Origin of the sequence: Polaromonas sp., assembly GCF_039930745.1 — a bacterium.
Taxonomy (GTDB): Bacteria; Pseudomonadota; Gammaproteobacteria; order Burkholderiales; family Burkholderiaceae_C; genus Polaromonas.
Window position 1 is genome coordinate 1 of record NZ_JBDTTH010000001.1, and the last position, 14,642, is coordinate 14,642.

At 62.3% G+C, this 14,642-nt stretch carries 13 protein-coding genes; 7 read left to right on the forward strand and 6 right to left on the reverse strand.

The features are described 5' to 3' along the window. On the forward strand, nucleotides 1–335 hold a 335-nt coding region (locus ABI660_RS00005; protein ID WP_348063674.1), incomplete at its 5' end, for an aldehyde dehydrogenase family protein. A gap of 65 nt (nucleotides 336–400) precedes the next feature. Here the strand turns inward: ABI660_RS00005 and ABI660_RS00010 are convergent. Beyond that, the gene (locus ABI660_RS00010; protein WP_348063676.1) at nucleotides 401–1,393 is read right to left on the reverse strand and encodes a type IV pili methyl-accepting chemotaxis transducer N-terminal domain-containing protein; all 993 of its coding nucleotides are present in this window, start codon (nucleotides 1,391–1,393) and stop codon (nucleotides 401–403) included. 20 nt (nucleotides 1,394–1,413) lie between these two features. On the opposite strand from ABI660_RS00010, the gene ABI660_RS00015 reads away from it, so the two are divergent. From ABI660_RS00015 to ABI660_RS00035, 5 genes are all read left to right on the forward strand, one after another. Continuing rightward, on the forward strand, nucleotides 1,414–2,187 hold the full coding sequence (locus ABI660_RS00015; protein ID WP_348063678.1) for an SDR family oxidoreductase: 774 nt from the start codon (nucleotides 1,414–1,416) through the stop codon (nucleotides 2,185–2,187). 193 nt (nucleotides 2,188–2,380) lie between these two features. Further along, on the forward strand, nucleotides 2,381–3,511 hold the full coding sequence (gene moaA, locus ABI660_RS00020) for a GTP 3',8-cyclase MoaA (RefSeq protein ID WP_348063680.1): 1,131 nt from the start codon (nucleotides 2,381–2,383) through the stop codon (nucleotides 3,509–3,511). 150 nt (nucleotides 3,512–3,661) lie between these two features. Beyond that, the gene (mobA, locus tag ABI660_RS00025; protein WP_348063682.1) at nucleotides 3,662–4,294 is read left to right on the forward strand and encodes a molybdenum cofactor guanylyltransferase MobA; all 633 of its coding nucleotides are present in this window, start codon (nucleotides 3,662–3,664) and stop codon (nucleotides 4,292–4,294) included. Continuing rightward, complete coding sequence (gene glp, locus ABI660_RS00030; RefSeq protein WP_348063684.1) at nucleotides 4,291–5,634, forward strand: gephyrin-like molybdotransferase Glp; 1,344 nt, start codon at nucleotides 4,291–4,293, stop codon at nucleotides 5,632–5,634. The genes mobA and glp overlap by 4 nt, the downstream gene beginning before the upstream one ends. Before the next feature lie 57 nt (nucleotides 5,635–5,691). Next, nucleotides 5,692–7,110, forward strand: a complete 1,419-nt coding sequence (locus ABI660_RS00035) for an ATP-binding protein (protein ID WP_348063686.1) — start codon at nucleotides 5,692–5,694, stop codon at nucleotides 7,108–7,110. A gap of 12 nt (nucleotides 7,111–7,122) precedes the next feature. Here the strand turns inward: ABI660_RS00035 and ABI660_RS00040 are convergent, their stop codons facing one another. From ABI660_RS00040 to ABI660_RS00060, 5 genes are all read right to left on the reverse strand, one after another. Then, nucleotides 7,123–7,617: a thioesterase family protein gene (locus ABI660_RS00040; protein WP_348063688.1), complete on the reverse strand. Its 495-nt coding sequence runs from the start codon at nucleotides 7,615–7,617 to the stop codon at nucleotides 7,123–7,125. 158 nt (nucleotides 7,618–7,775) lie between these two features. Continuing rightward, entirely contained in the window at nucleotides 7,776–10,940 is a 3,165-nt protein-coding gene (locus tag ABI660_RS00045; RefSeq protein WP_348063690.1) for an efflux RND transporter permease subunit, read from the reverse strand. Nucleotides 10,941–10,969: 29 nt separating this feature from the next. Continuing rightward, entirely contained in the window at nucleotides 10,970–12,310 is a 1,341-nt protein-coding gene (locus tag ABI660_RS00050; RefSeq protein WP_348063692.1) for an efflux RND transporter periplasmic adaptor subunit, read from the reverse strand. A gap of 150 nt (nucleotides 12,311–12,460) precedes the next feature. After that, nucleotides 12,461–12,934, reverse strand: coding sequence for a ribonuclease HI (gene rnhA / locus ABI660_RS00055; protein WP_348063694.1), 474 nt, complete (start codon nucleotides 12,932–12,934; stop codon nucleotides 12,461–12,463). Next, entirely contained in the window at nucleotides 12,927–13,808 is an 882-nt protein-coding gene (locus ABI660_RS00060; protein ID WP_348063696.1) for a methyltransferase domain-containing protein, read from the reverse strand. Before ABI660_RS00060 ends, rnhA begins: the two co-directional genes overlap by 8 nt. 12 nt (nucleotides 13,809–13,820) lie before the next feature. Here ABI660_RS00060 and gloB point away from each other — a divergent pair, with 12 nt between their 5' ends. Further along, nucleotides 13,821–14,591 (forward strand): hydroxyacylglutathione hydrolase, encoded by a 771-nt coding sequence (gene gloB, locus ABI660_RS00065; protein WP_348063698.1) that lies wholly within the window; start codon nucleotides 13,821–13,823, stop codon nucleotides 14,589–14,591. Nucleotides 14,592–14,642 lie beyond the last annotated feature (51 nt).

Here is a 14,642-nt window from a genome sequence, read left to right on the forward strand (position 1 = left end):
GCGACGTGCCGGTGATGCACCGCCTGGCGCAGGAAGAAGTGTTTGGCCCGGTGCTCTGTGCCATGAGTTTCCGGAACGAAGACCACGCGGTGGAACTCGCCAACGCCACGCAGTTCGGCCTGGTCGCAGGCATCTGGACACGCGACGGCGGGCGCCAGTTCCGCATGGCCAAACGAGTACAGAGCGGCCAGATCTTCATCAACAACTACGGCGCCGGTGGCGGCGTGGAACTGCCCTTCGGCGGCGTCAAGTCATCGGGGTATGGGCGTGAAAAGGGCTTTGAGGCGCTGTATGGATTTACGACGCTGAAGACGGTGGCCATCAAGCACGGTTAGATTCCATACAGATGCCGCGCCATCACACCAAAGAGGAGGCCGTCCTGCCCAAGGCCCCGGCCGAATTACCCCAACACATCCCTGAGTGCGCCCTCGTACAGGCCCGTCAATCTATCCATAACTTCCAGCAGGCGTTCGCTGGCTGTGGCGATATTTTTCAGCCCCGACTCATCGGGTTTGTTGCGTAAGGCCGCCTCAAAAAAGATCCATTGCTGCTCGCCAAGAGTGAGTTCGTTGCGGATGTTTGTGGTGGTGATAGGTAGCTTGACCAGACTGGAAAGGGTCGATTGGAACTCCACTACATCGGCATTCATTTGCTGGCGAGTGCTTGTCTCCTCCAGTTTGGCTGCAACCAGGAAATAGTTTTTCGCCAGCCGCTGGGACAGCATGCGCTGACGCCCTACTGTGTTGATCAGTCTGGCGGGGCCGGCCTTGGAAAGTTTTTCAATCGCCTCGGTGGTGGTGTTCGCGGTGATCAGGATCTTGTCTACCTGCAGAGCCACGGCTCTGACGGATTCGCGTGTAGGCGGCATCGTAAGAACACTGTTGAGAACATCAACATGTTTCTGTATCCCACCGAGCAGGGCAGCAACGTCCGGCGGCCAGGGCCCCGTGTTCAGGCCTCGGGCCAGCTCCTCCCCGCCTGTTGCAACCAGATGTCGGGCTGACAGCAGCACATCGCGGGCCAACGCCGGTTGCACATTGAGGTACAACTGACAATAGGCTTTGGCAATACGCTGCGACAACGCACGGAACCGAGCGGTTCGGTTGATGGCGCTGGCCAGCGCCATCTGGGCTTGGGCCGACGAATGAAAAAGGGACATCAACATCACGCCGGCAACCCCTCGAACGACGGCACGGCGATTTTCTGTGTGGCCCCGGTAGCGTGAGTTGACATGCATAAGCAATAATCCGGATTGATTGAAGTTGCCACGAGTATTGCGCTGCAGCATGCAGCCGACTGTGACGAACATCAACAAACGGTTGAAGAGTCCGGGCAAATGTGCCCGGCCCGGAACCAGAGCGCAAATACGCCACAGCGCCAGGAAAGCCCCCATACCCTGCAAGGAATACAGTCATGCGCCTCAAGGACAAATCCATCATCGTCACCGGCTCCGGCGGTGGCATCGGCGAAGGCATTGCCAAACGGCTGGCTGCTGAAGGCGCAAAAGTCATCGTCAACGACATCAACACCACGCTCGGCGAAAAGGTCGTCGCCGAGATCGTCCAGGCCGGCGGCACCGCCTCCTTCTTCGCGGCCGACGTGACCAAAACCGTCGAGGTCAAAGCACTGGTCGCCGCGGCCGTACAGCGCTACAGCAAGCTCGACGTGATGGTCAACAACGCCGGCTGGACGCACCGTAACCAGCCCGCGCTGGAAACCACCGAAGAAGAATTCGACCGCTGCTACGCGATCAATGTCAAAAGCATCTACCTCTCGACCATCCATGCCACACCGGTGTTCCGCCGCCAGGGCAGCGGCAGCTTCATCAACATCGCATCCACCGCCGGCGTGCGGCCGCGCCCCGGCCTGACCTGGTACAACGGCTCCAAGGGCGCCGTCATCACCACGTCAAAGTCGCTGGCGGCGGAACTAGGCCCGGACAACATCCGCGTGAACTGCATCAACCCGGTGTTCAACCCCGACACGGCACTTTCCGCCCAATTTGCCGGCGGCACGGTCACCGGTCCCGAAGGCGAAGCGCGCCGCGCGAAATTCCTGTCCAGCATTCCCCTCGGGCGGTTTTCAACGGCGCTCGACGTCGCGAACGCCGCGCTCTACCTGGCCAGCGACGAAGCCGCCTTCATCAGTGGTGTGTGTATCGAGGTGGACGGCGGGCGGTGTGTTTGAATAGTGCCCCCACGCTTCCCCACTGCGTGTGGGTCGCTGCCCCCCGAGGGGGCGCTGCGCCTGCGGGCCGGCGGAGCCGGACCCGCGGCCCCTGCTTGAAACCGTGATGCAAGAACGCGCTGCGTTTGGGGACAAAGTCTGCTGATTCCCGCCTCCGCGGCCTGATGGAGTAAATTCAGGAGTTGGACGTCCCATGACCCACAAAGTAATCCCCCTCGCCGACATACGCTACGCAGCGCGCGTGCCGCATATTCCTGCGCAACTGCAGGCGCCCACCGGCCTGTTGGCCGACACGCTGGCGCGGCCGCTGCGCGACCTGCGCATCAGCGTGACTGATCGCTGCAACTTCCGCTGCAGCTACTGCATGCCCAGCGAGGTCTTCAACAAGGACTACGCGTTTTTGCCGCAGACTTCCTTGCTCAGCTTTGAAGAAATCACGCGCCTCACGAAGATTTTTGTTGCCCACGGCGTCGAGAAAATCCGTCTCACTGGTGGCGAGCCCCTGTTGCGCAAACACCTCGAAGTGCTGATTGAAATGCTGGCCAAACTCCAGACGCCGCAGGGCAAGCCGCTGGACATCACCCTGACCACCAATGGTTCGCTGTTGGTCAAAAAGGCCCAGGCCTTGAAAGACGCGGGCCTGCAGCGCGTCACCGTGAGCCTTGACGGACTGGACGACGCAGTGTTCCGGCGCATGAACGATGTGGATTTTCCGGTGGCCGATGTGCTCAAGGGAATTGAGGCCGCCACCAAGGTGGGCCTGGCACCGCTGAAGGTCAACATGGTGGTCAAGCGCGGCACCAACGATGCGGAAATCCTGCCCATGGCCAGGCATTTCCGCAACTCGGGCGTGGTGCTGCGTTTCATCGAATACATGGACGTGGGCGCCACCAACGGCTGGCGCATGGACGAGGTAATGCCCTCGGCCGAGGTGATCCAACGCCTGCAGCAGGAGTTTCCGCTGGAAGCGATCAACGCCAACTACCTGGGCGAAACGGCCGAACGCTGGCGTTATGCCGACGGCGCCGGTGAAATCGGCGTGATCAGCAGCGTCACCAAGGCTTTTTGCGGTGATTGCAACCGGGCCCGGCTCTCGACTGAAGGCAAGCTGTTTTTGTGCCTGTTCGCTAACCAGGGCCACGATTTTCGCGCGCTGCTACGCGATGGGAATTATTCGGACGAACAGATTGCAGGCGCCGTCGCTCACATCTGGCAGGGCCGTGACGACCGTTATTCGGAGCTGCGTGCCGCGCTGCCACCGGACACCTCAGTGCCCGGTGCCGAGGGAAAAAAGCGGGTTGAGATGAGTTACATCGGTGGCTAGAGATTTGGCCCCCACGCTCGTCGCTTCGCGTACTTCGCTGCCCCCCGAGGGGGGCGCTGCGCCTGCGGCCCGGCGGAGCCGGTTCCGCGGCCCTGGCTGGCAGGGGATATCCGTGGCCGTTCGAGACCTCGCCATCAAGATTGGAAGTACATGATTGACACGATAGACGGCGCTGAAATCACCGGGGTCATCCTCGCCGGCGGACGCGGTTCGCGCATGGGCGGTGCCGACAAGGGCCTGCAGAATTTCAATGGCGTGCCGCTGGCGCTGCATACCCTGCTGCGGCTGCAGCCGCAGGTCGGCGAAGTGATGATCAATGCCAATCGCAACCTCGCTGCCTATGAATCCTTTGGCGTGCCGGTCTGGCCCGATGCAGCAGGTCTGGGCGAATTTTCCGGCCCTCTGGCCGGTTTCTTGACAGGCATGGAGCGCTGCGAAACCCCTTACCTGCTGACCGTTCCCTGCGACACGCCGCTGTTCAGCGAAGACCTTGTCGCCCGACTGGCGCAAGCGCTGGGGCGCGATGAGGCCGACATTGCCGTGGTGGCAGCGCCCGAGGAAGACGGCCAGCTGCGCGCGCAACCGGTGTTCTGCCTGCTGCGCACCCGCTTGCTTGAAAGCCTGATGCTCTTTACCACCGGCGGTGGACGCAAGATCGATGCGTGGACGGCGCAGCACAAGACCGTGCAGGTGCCTTTCAACCTGCCGGGCGATGACCCACGCGCTTTCTTTAACGCCAACACGCTGGCGGAACTTCACCAGCTTGAAGCTCTGCGCCCGTGACGCCTGTACGAAAGTCGATTGCCCAGATAGCGGCCGAACTGCAAGGCTACGACCCGCAGGCCCTGCCTGCCAGCGACGTGTTGCGCTTTTTGTCGCAGCTGGTCGAGCCGGTGCAGGACATCCTTGAGCTGCCGTTGTTCGAATCCCTGGGCCGGGTGCTGGCCGTGGATGTAGTCTCGCCTTTCGACGTGCCGCCGCATGACAATTCGGCCATGGACGGCTACGCCTTCGACGGCAGCCAGCTCGCGTCAGGCACGGCATTGACGCTCAAAGTGGTCGGCACGGCGCTGGCCGGCAAAGCCTGGCAGGGGCAAGTAGCGGTGGGCCAATGCGTCAAGATCATGACCGGTGCCATCATGCCGGCCGGGCTGGACACCGTGGTGCCGCAGGAGTTTGTCAGCGTCCAGGCTGACGCCATCGCCCTGCCCGCCAAGCTCCTGCAGCTCGGCGACAACCGCCGGCTGCGCGGCGAAGACCTCATGCAGGGCCGCCCCGCGCTATTGAAAGGCGAGCTGCTCACGCCCGCCCGCCTTGGGCTGGTGGCTTCTTTGGGCCTTGAAACCGTGCGCACGTGGCGGCCGCTGCGGGTCGCCTACTTCTCCACCGGCGATGAAATCCTCTCGCTGGGCGAGCCGCCGCGCGAAGGCGCGGTGTACGACAGCAACCGCTACACCGTGTTCGGCATGCTCAGGCGCCTGGGCTGCGAGGTGATCGACCTGGGCGTGGTGCGCGACGACCCCGCGCTGCTGGAGGCCGCGTTCACCAGCGCAGCCGCGCGGGCCGATGCCATCATCACTTCGGGCGGCGTCAGCGTGGGTGAAGCCGACTACACCAAGGCCATGATGAAAAAACTCGGCGACGTGGCTTTCTGGAAGGTGGCCATGCGCCCCGGCCGTCCCATGGCCGTGGGACGAATTTCTCAAGCCAAATCGGCATCCAGCCCAATAACTGCGGTCGCCAACAGCTCCCAAAACAATAGCAAATCACCGACCATCCTGTTCGGACTGCCCGGCAACCCCGTCGCAGTGATGGTGACCTTTCTCGCCTTTGTGCGCCCGGCGTTGCTGCAGATGATGGGCTGCAGCACAGCCCCGTCGCCGCTGCTGAAAGCGCGCAGCCTCGAGTCCATCCGCAAGAAACCGGGCCGCACCGAGTACCAGCGCGGCACGGTCAGCAGCGCTGCCGACGGCTCGCTGCAGGTCAAAACCACCGGCAACCAGGGCTCGGGCGTGCTCAGCTCCATGGCCCAGGCCAATGGCCTGATCGTGCTGCACCATACCCAAGGCAATGTGGCAGCCGGCGACGAGGTAGACGTGATGATGTTCGAGGGTGTCCTGTGAACCTGTGCAGCTAACTAGCGCGCGTCCATCGACCACGGCGCCGCATCAGGAAAACCCATGTATTCCATACTGCCCGCCATCGTGTCGGCCCTGTTTCTGGCTTACGGGTTGTATGTGGTTGCGGAGAAGGGCTTCACCCGCGTCAGCACCAGCTTTTTCATTCTCTGCATTACCACCGTCGTCTGGCAAGCCACCTGGGCGGTGCTGTTCCAGATGCAGGACCCGCAATGGGCGGGCATCCTCGTCAAATCCGGTTACCTGCTGATTCTTTTCCTGCCGACCAGTCTCTACCAGTTCCTCACCGAAATTTCCGGCCGCAAGAGCGAGCGCCGTTTTGTCTTCGCGTCCTATGCCCTCGCCACCGTGCTGGGCATCCTCGATATCGCAACCAACTGGCTCGTCGACGGCTATCACGACTACTTCTTTGGCTACTACCCCAAGGCCGGCCCCATCCACCCCCTGCATGTATTGCAGACCGTGGTGGTGGTAACGCGGGGCCTGTACATCACCTTCCGGCAGCAGCAGCTTGCACCGCCGGGCCAGCGCCGCCAGTTGCGCTTGTGTATCACCAGCGTATTCATCTACTTTTTTGCGGCGGTGGACTACCTGTGCAACTACGGCGTGGAGTTCTACCCGCCCGGCGTTGTGTTCATCGCGATCAGCCTCGGGTTGATCGCCGTCGCCGTGATGAAGTACGACCTGATGAGCCCGGTGGTGGTTGCCGCCAGCGTGGCTCACGAAATGCGCACGCCGCTGGCCACCATCCGCCTGCAGGCGGAGGCGCTGGCGCAATTCCTTCCGGAGTTGCACAAGGGTTATGAGCTGGCGGTGGCGCATGGGCTGTGCGAATCCACCTTCAGCCCCGGGGCCGCGCAGAAAATGGCCGAATTGTCGCAGGCCATCCGGCACCAGGTAGACCGCTCCAACGCAGTCATCGACATGATGCTGGCTTCGGCCCGGATGGAACAGATAGACACCAGCACCTTCAGGCGCCACCGGGCCAGCGCGTGCGTGGAGGAGGCGCTGGAAACTTATCCCTTTGCCAGGAGAGAACGCGAGCGGGTGGACGTTCATATCGTGGAAGACTTCGAGTTCCATGGCTCCAGTCCCCTGCTTGTTTTTGTGCTCTTCAACTTGCTGAAGAACTCGCTGTATGCACTGAAGGTGGCGGACAAAGGGGCGATCACCATCACCCTCGCTGCTGGTGCGACCATGCACACCCTGAGCTTTGCCGATACCGGCACCGGCATTTCTGCCGCGACCTTGCCGAAAATTTTCGACACCTTCTTCACCACCAAAAGTTCGGCGGGCGCCGGCATCGGGCTGGCCTTCTGCAGGCGTGTCATCACGTCTTTCGGCGGCAGGATGCGCTGCGAATCCGTTGAGGGGCAATACACCCTGTTCGTGATGGAGTTCCCGGCCGCGCTGCCGGAAGCCGAGCCACGCAACACGCGCCCAGGGGCGCTCGCTGCGTGACGGCGGCGGCTGTCAGTTCCTGATGGCGGCAGCGGGCAATTCGTACTCCCTCACCTTGCGCAGGATGTGCTCAGGCAGCCGCTGGATGCGTTTGTCATGGCTGGCAAACACCACCTGCTGGTAGCCGGTGGACACTACGCCGCCGCCCACCATGAACTGGAACAACAGGTAAAACGAGCATTGCTTGACCTCGAAGGTGTTGAGCTGGCAATCCACCTCCTGGAACGGAAACGTCTCGTGCACATATTCCTGGTGGGCACACTTGGTGATGAACACGCCGGCCGTCTGCAGCATGTCGGCGGAAATGCACCGGTGAAACCAGCGCTCGCGGCAGACGCCCTGCCACTCGAAGTAGCGCGAGAAATAGGTGTTGGCATAGGCATTGGAATCCTTGAGATAGATGTCGATGGTGTGGTGGAAGGTCTTTGAAGCCTCCACCAATGGCTGCGGCAGCGGCGTGAGTTTCGGTTGAAGCTGAACCTGCAAGGCGGTTTGTTTAAGCAACATGGTGTTTCCTGGTCTGTAGTACAAATCGGCTGCGAAGGCAACCGGCGCTGTGCCACCCGAAGGGCGGCACAGCCTGAATCTACAGAACAGGTATCTGCAGCATGCGCAGCCGAGAGGCTGCGCGGCAGAAGGCGTGGAAACCGCGCAGGCTCCCGAGCCTATTTGGCGATGAGTTCGCCGTGGTGGCCTTCGGCGGGCTGCTCTTTCGCCACGGCCTTGTTGGCGCCGGGAATGGCCTTGCGGGCAAACAGCGCGTACATCGTGGGCACCACAAACACGGTGAGCAAGGTGCCCAGCGACATGCCGCCCACAATCACCCAGCCGATCTGGATGCGGCTCTCCGCGCCCGCGCCCGTGGCCAGTGCCAGTGGCAAGGCGCCCAGCACCATGGCGCCGGTGGTCATCAGGATCGGCCGCAGGCGCTGCGAAGAGGCCTTGATCAGTGCCTCGAGCATGTCCATGCCCTGCCCGCGCAGCTGGTTGGTGAACTCAACAATCAAAATGCCGTGTTTGGTGATCAGTCCGACCAGCGTGATCAGGCCGATCTGCGAATAGACATTGAGCGAGCCCCCCGACAACTTGAGGGCCAGCAGCGCGCCTATCATGGACAGCGGCACCGACAGCATGATCACCAGTGGATCGACAAAACTTTCAAACTGCGCGGCCAGCACCAGAAAAATGAACACCAGCGCAAGCACAAACACAATGGCCAGCGCCCCCTGCGAATTCTTGAACTCGCGCGAGGTGCCGTTAAGGTCGGTGCTGTAGCCCGGCTTGAGCACCTTGGCCGCCGTCTGGTTCATGAAAGTCAGGGCCTGGCCCAGCGAGTAGTCGGGCGCCAGGTTGGCCGTGATAGAGGCCGCCCGCCGCTGGCCGAAGTGGTTGAGCTCGCGCGGCGAAACTGCCTCACGCACCGAAACAAGGCTGGACAGCGGGATCATGGCGTCGTTGCGGCCGCGTACGTAGATGCCTTCAATGTCTTCGGGCGTGCTGCGGCCACTGGCCTCGGTCTGCACGATCACGTCGTATTGCTCGGCATCCCGTTTGTAGCGCGTCACATTGCGCCCGCCCAGCATGGTCTCAATGGCCTTGGCCACCACTTCCACACTGACGCCCAGATCAGCCGCTTTTTCGCGGTTCATATCAATGCGCAGTTCGGGCTTGTTTAGCCGCAAATCCGAAATGGGGGACTGGATGCCTGGGTTTTTTGCAATCTCGGCAAGCATCTGCTCCACCACGAGGTTGAGGTTTTCGTAGCTGTCCGAGGTCTGGATCACAAAGTTGAGTGGCCGTTCCCGAAAGCCCTGGCCCAGCGACGGCGGCGTGATGGGAAAGGCCGTGACGCCCGGCAGGCTGGCGAATTTTGGTTGCAGTTCGCGCGCCATTTCCAGCGTGCTGCGTTGGCGCTTTTCCCAGTCCACTGTGCGGTAAATCACGCTGGCCTGCGACACGGTGGGGTTGCCGATGCTGGCAAAAATCCGGTCAAACTCCTTATAGGGTTGACCCATTTTTTCGAGCGCCTCGGCATAACGGTTGGTGTAGTCCAGCGTGGCGCCATCGGGCGCATTGACGGTGGCCAGGATGGTGCCGCGGTCTTCCAGCGGCGACAACTCCTGCTTCATCGTCGGGAAAAGCAGCAAAATCGCCAGCGCACTGGCCAGCATCACGCCCACCACAATCCAGCGCGCCTGCAACACCAGCGCCCTGGCCTTTTCGGCTGGCCCTGGAGCAGCACCTTCCGCAGGCCGGTAACGCGTGCTCAGCACCCAGCGCAGCACGCGGCCGTAGCTGTCTGACAACGCTTCGAGAAAACGCTCCATGCTGCGGTCAAACACATTGGGCTTCGGGTTGTGCTTGAGCAGCTTGGCGCAGAGCATAGGCGTGAGTGTCAGCGCCACAAAACCCGACACCACGACAGCGCCGGCCAGCGCCAGCGCAAACTCCACAAACAGCCGCCCGGTGCGTCCCGGCGTGAACGCCAGCGGTGCGTACACGGCCACCAGCGTCGCCGTCATGGTGACCACGGCAAAACCGATTTCCCTGGCCCCCTTGATGGCGGCGGAAAACGGGTCCAGCCCCTCCTCGATATGCCGGAAGATGTTCTCCAGCATCACGATGGCATCATCGACCACCAGGCCGATGGCCAGCACCAGCGCCAGCAAGGTCAGCGTGTTGATGGTGAAGCCTGCCAGCGCCATCAGTGCAAACGTGCCGACCAGGCTCACCGGAATAGTGATGATGGGAATGATGGATGCACGGAAAGTGCGCAAGAACACAAAGATCACCAGCGCCACCAGGGCCACAGCTTCCACGATGGTTCTGTAGACATTGCTGACGGAGCGATCAATAAACACCGAGTTGTCGTTGGCGATGTCGACGTTGACTTCGGGCGGCAGATCGGCCTTGAGCTGCGGAATCATGTCGCGCACGCCCTGCGACAGGTCCAGCGGGTTGGCCGTGGCCTGGCGGATCACGCCGGCGCCAATGGCCGAGCGACCATTCAGCCGCACCCCGCTGCGTTCGTCGGCGGCGCCTTCCTCGACACGGGCCACATCGCGCACCTTCACCGGAAACCCGTTGACGTTTTTGATGACCACCTCGGCAAACTGCCCGGGTTGCATCAGTCCGGTTTCGGACGTCACGCTGAACTCGCGTTGCTGAGACTCGATGCGGCCGGCGGGCACCTCCAGGTTGCTGCGGCGAATGGCGTCCTCGACATCCTGCGTCGTCAAGCGGTACGCGGCCATTTTTGCGGTGTCCAGCCAGACGCGCATCGCATATTTGCGCTCGCCGAAAATTCGTACATCCGCCACACCAGTGACTGTTTGCAGGCGCGGTTTGACGATGCGGGTGACCAGGTCGTTGATCTGGAGCCGGCTCAGGCTGTCGCTGGTAAAGGCCAGCCAGATCACCGGAAACGCGTCGGCCTCGACCTTGGCAATCACCGGTTCTTCAATGGATTGCGGCAGCTTGTTGCGTACGCGCGAGGTCCGGTCGCGTACCTCGGCGGCCGCAGCATCGGCGTCTTTTTCCAGTCGGAAACGCACCGAGATCTGGCTTTGGTCGGCGCGGCTGATGGACGTCAATACGTCCACTGCGTCAATGCCGGCAATCGAGTCTTCCAGAGGTTTGGTAACCTGCGACTCGATCACCTCGGCCGATGCACCCGGGTAACGCACGCTCACGGTCACCACCGGCTCATCGATCTTCGGGTACTCGCGCACGGTCAGGCGCTGGAAGCTGACCGCGCCTACCAGCACAATCAGCAGGGAAAGCACAGTGGCAAACACCGGCCGGCGTATCGAAATTTCTGCCAGTTGCATCAGGTGGTCCTGTCTGGGGTGGCCCGGCCTCAGGCCGGTTTGCGCGTGGCCCGGGCCTTGGCTTCCGGCATGGCGCCGGGTGGCGCAGGCGCGACCCCGCGTCGCGCGGCTGCGGACGCGGTGGACGTAGCGGGCGACGCCACACCGGCCTCGCGCATGTCTGCCAGACAAGGGTTGCCGGCGGCGGCTGATCGTGCCTCTGTTGCCGGTGCGGCAGCATCGGCAGTCGGGGCTGCAGCAACGCCATCAACCGGCCGGGCGCCTGGCTGGCTGAGATCCACCACGCGCACCGACATGCCATCGCGCGTAATGCGTTGCTGGCCTGCGGCGACAACCGTATCCCCGGCCTGCAAACCAGCGACGATTTCGACTTTTCCAGGCCGGCGAATGCCCACCTGCACCGGCACGCGCTGGGTGGTCCAGGTCTGCGCCTCGGCCCCGGGCAGAAGCTTGATGACAAACTGTTTGTCGCCCTGGGGAATCAGCGCCTCTTCGGGAATCACCCGGGCATCGTCCCGTTCGCCAAACACGGTGTTGACGCGGGCAAACATGCCGGGCCGCAGTTTCAACTGCCGGTTGTCGATGCAGGCCCGCACCGCCACAGACCGGCCGTTGGCGTCGATCAGCGGATCAATCGCCTGCACTACCGCGCTGTATTTGAGGCCGGGCAATGCATCAATGTCCACCCGCGCCGCCTGGCCGCGCCTGAGTTTGCTTTGAAAACGCTCAGGCAGGCGGAAATCCACAAACAGGGCGTCGATGTCCTCGATGTTGACAATGTCAGCCCCGTCCTTGAGATAGTCTCCGCTATTGACCAGGCGAATGCCCGCAATGCCATCAAAGGGCGCAACAATCTTGAGCCGTGCGGCCGTGGCCTTGGCCAGCGACAGCTTGGCCTGGGCCACCTGCAGATTCGCGGCGCTTTCATCCAGAGAGCGCTGGCTGACGAAATTCTGTGCGACCAGTTCCTCGTTGCGCTTCTGGTTGGCCTGGGCAATCGACAGTTCGGCCTGGCTTTGCTGCACCTGAGCCAGCGGCAACTGGTCATCAAACTGCACCAGCACCTGCCCCTTGCGAACCCGCTGGCCGTCGGTGAAATTGAGCTGGGTGATGCGGCCGCTGACCTCCGGGCGCAGCACCACGCTGCGGCGCGATCGCAGGCTGCCGACCGCCTGGGCGTCGTCCACGAGTTTCATGAGCACCACCTTGCCGGCTTCGACGGTGGGAGCACCCCCCGCCACGGACCGGGTCTGGCCAGCACCTGCAGGCCGGGCTGGGCTGGGCGTTTTGTTCTGGTACCACCAGGCCGCCCCCGACAGGCCGGCAATGCCAAGCACAGCGACGACTGAATAAATTGCTTTGGAGGCCATGTGGAAAGGCAGTGGGTTTTATGGAAATTCGAACAATTTACCAATGTAACAGCAGGTTGCACCGCTGGCATGAAAGGGGGCTTGCCTCAAGCAATTTACCGGCCGAATTTACGCCGGCTTTACATTAAGCGGCCCGACGGGACCGGCAGCTCAGGCTTTCGACAGCGCCAGCACCACGCCCTTGTTGGCCAGCGCATCGGCCCGCTCGTTGCCGGGATCGCCGGCATGGCCCTTGACCCAGCGCCATTCGATGGTGTGGCCGCTACCGCTGACCAGCGCATCGAGTTTTTGCCAGAGGTCAACGTTTTTCACGGGCTGTTTGGCGGCAGTGCGCCATCCCCGCGCTTTCCAGCCCCCTATCCATTCGGTGATGCCCTTTCGCACGTATTCGCTGTCTAGGTAAAGCGTCACGCTGCACGGACGCTTGAGCGCGGCCAGGGCTTCGATCACCGCCGTCATTTCCATGCGGTTGTTGGTGGTCTCCATTTCTCCACCGAACAGCTCCTTGACCGTACCACCACTGGTCAGCATGGCGCCCCAGCCGCCGGGGCCGGGGTTGCCCTTGCAGGCGCCGTCGGTATAAATCACCACATGTTGTGCTGCGGTTTGCGGAAGATCAGTCATGCGTTGCGGAAGTCCATGGTTGTTGTTCTGGAGAAAGAGGAAGTGATGAAAAAGACCCCGGGTGACGGAGCTGATTGGCAATAGCTGCCGGCGCGGTGGCGGCTGCCCTTTGCGCTTTCCAGTTCGGCTCGAGCAGGCGCATGCCGCGCACCCGCTTGACAGCCACCAGGAAATACAGTGCACCAAAAATCGGCCACCAGCGCTCGCCGGCCTTGTCCATCCAGGCAAAACGTTCCAGCGACGCCGGCCGGCTCACGGCAGGCCGGTAGCAGCCAAACTGCCCCGATTCCACCTCAAAACTCAGCAGCCGCAACCAGTCGCGCAGGCGCCAGTAACCGATGAACTCGCCGGCCTCCGGTAAAAACAGCTCGCCATAGCCGAGGCGCCGGTAGAAATGGGCACGCCGCTGGCGCAGGCCCCACAGGCTCGCGGGGTTCATCCCGCTGATGACCACCCGGCCTTCGGGCACCAGCACACGTTCTACTTCGCGCAATGTGGCATGCGGATCGCTGCTGAGTTCCAGCGTGTGCGGCAGCAACACCAAGTCCAGGCTGTTCTCGGGAAAAGGCAAGGCCGCCGAATCGGTGAGCAGGGCCACGCGCGGGGAACTTGCCAGGGGGTTGGGGGTCGCACTGCCGTCCCCGGCTTCAGGCTGGCCGGCCAGCAGCGCGGCTTCGGGGCCCTGCAGCGCCAGCCATTTGTGCGGCATGCGGTTGCTGCGCAGTGCATCGAGTTCGGGCAAACCCAGCTGCAGCGCGTGGTAGCCGAACATGTCGGCCACGGCCTGGTCGAAGCGCTCACGCTCCCACGCCAGCAAATACTCGCCGGGCGGGGTCTTGAACCAGTTTGTGAAACCTATAATTTGTGAGCCCATCGAGACCGCTGTATGTACTTGATTCCCATCCCCGCGTTTAACGACAACTACCTCTGGCTGTTGCACGATGGCCAGCGCGCCACGGTTGTTGACCCGGGCGATGCCCAGCCTGTGATTCGCGTGCTGCAGGAAAACGGGCTGCAATTAGAGTCGATTCTAGTCACGCATCATCACCCCGACCACATCGGTGGTGTCGACACCCTGCGTGATACGACCGGTGCGAAAGTTTTCGGTCCGGCCCGCGAGCAGATTCCCGAGCCGTTCCGCAAGCTCCGGGAGGGCGACACGGTGCAGGCAATGGGCCTGGACTTTGAAGTGATCGACGTGCCAGGCCACACCGCAGGCCATATTGCTTTTTACACATCGGACATGGACGGGCGGCCGCTGCTGTTTTGCGGTGACACTCTTTTCTCGGGGGGTTGTGGCCGCTTGTTCGAGGGCACGCCCGCGCAGATGCTGGCCTCGCTGGACCGCCTCGCCACCCTTCCAGGCGACACGCGGGTGTGCTGCACCCATGAATACACCATGAGCAACTTGCGTTTTGCCCTGGCGGTAGAACCTGACAACATCGATCTGATTGGTTACCATGCACGCTGTGCCGCCCTGAGGGAAAAAGACCAACCGACCTTGCCAACCTTGATGGCCCAGGAGTTGCTGATTAATCCTTTTTTGCGTACCCGACAGGCCACTGTCATGGCCGCCGCCCGCCGCTTTGATCCAGCGGCGCATGACGACAACTCCGTATTTGCCGCCATCAGGCAGTGGAAGAACCAATTCAAATGACCGAGCCACAGCCAACGTTTCCATCTTCTTCCCCCCCCCTGCTTCCGTCGG

Coding starts and splice junctions, on each gene's coding strand:
- ABI660_RS00010 (WP_348063676.1), bottom strand. CDS start 1,393: ATGGGGGCTTTCCTGGCGCTGTGGCGTATTTGCGCTCTGGTTCCGGGC.
- ABI660_RS00015 (WP_348063678.1), top strand. CDS start 1,414: ATGCGCCTCAAGGACAAATCCATCATCGTCACCGGCTCCGGCGGTGGC.
- moaA (WP_348063680.1), top strand. CDS start 2,381: ATGACCCACAAAGTAATCCCCCTCGCCGACATACGCTACGCAGCGCGC.
- mobA (WP_348063682.1), top strand. CDS start 3,662: ATGATTGACACGATAGACGGCGCTGAAATCACCGGGGTCATCCTCGCC.
- ABI660_RS00035 (WP_348063686.1), top strand. CDS start 5,692: ATGTATTCCATACTGCCCGCCATCGTGTCGGCCCTGTTTCTGGCTTAC.
- ABI660_RS00040 (WP_348063688.1), bottom strand. CDS start 7,617: ATGTTGCTTAAACAAACCGCCTTGCAGGTTCAGCTTCAACCGAAACTC.
- ABI660_RS00045 (WP_348063690.1), bottom strand. CDS start 10,940: ATGCAACTGGCAGAAATTTCGATACGCCGGCCGGTGTTTGCCACTGTG.
- ABI660_RS00050 (WP_348063692.1), bottom strand. CDS start 12,310: ATGGCCTCCAAAGCAATTTATTCAGTCGTCGCTGTGCTTGGCATTGCC.
- rnhA (WP_348063694.1), bottom strand. CDS start 12,934: ATGACTGATCTTCCGCAAACCGCAGCACAACATGTGGTGATTTATACC.
- ABI660_RS00060 (WP_348063696.1), bottom strand. CDS start 13,808: ATGGGCTCACAAATTATAGGTTTCACAAACTGGTTCAAGACCCCGCCC.
- gloB (WP_348063698.1), top strand. CDS start 13,821: ATGTACTTGATTCCCATCCCCGCGTTTAACGACAACTACCTCTGGCTG.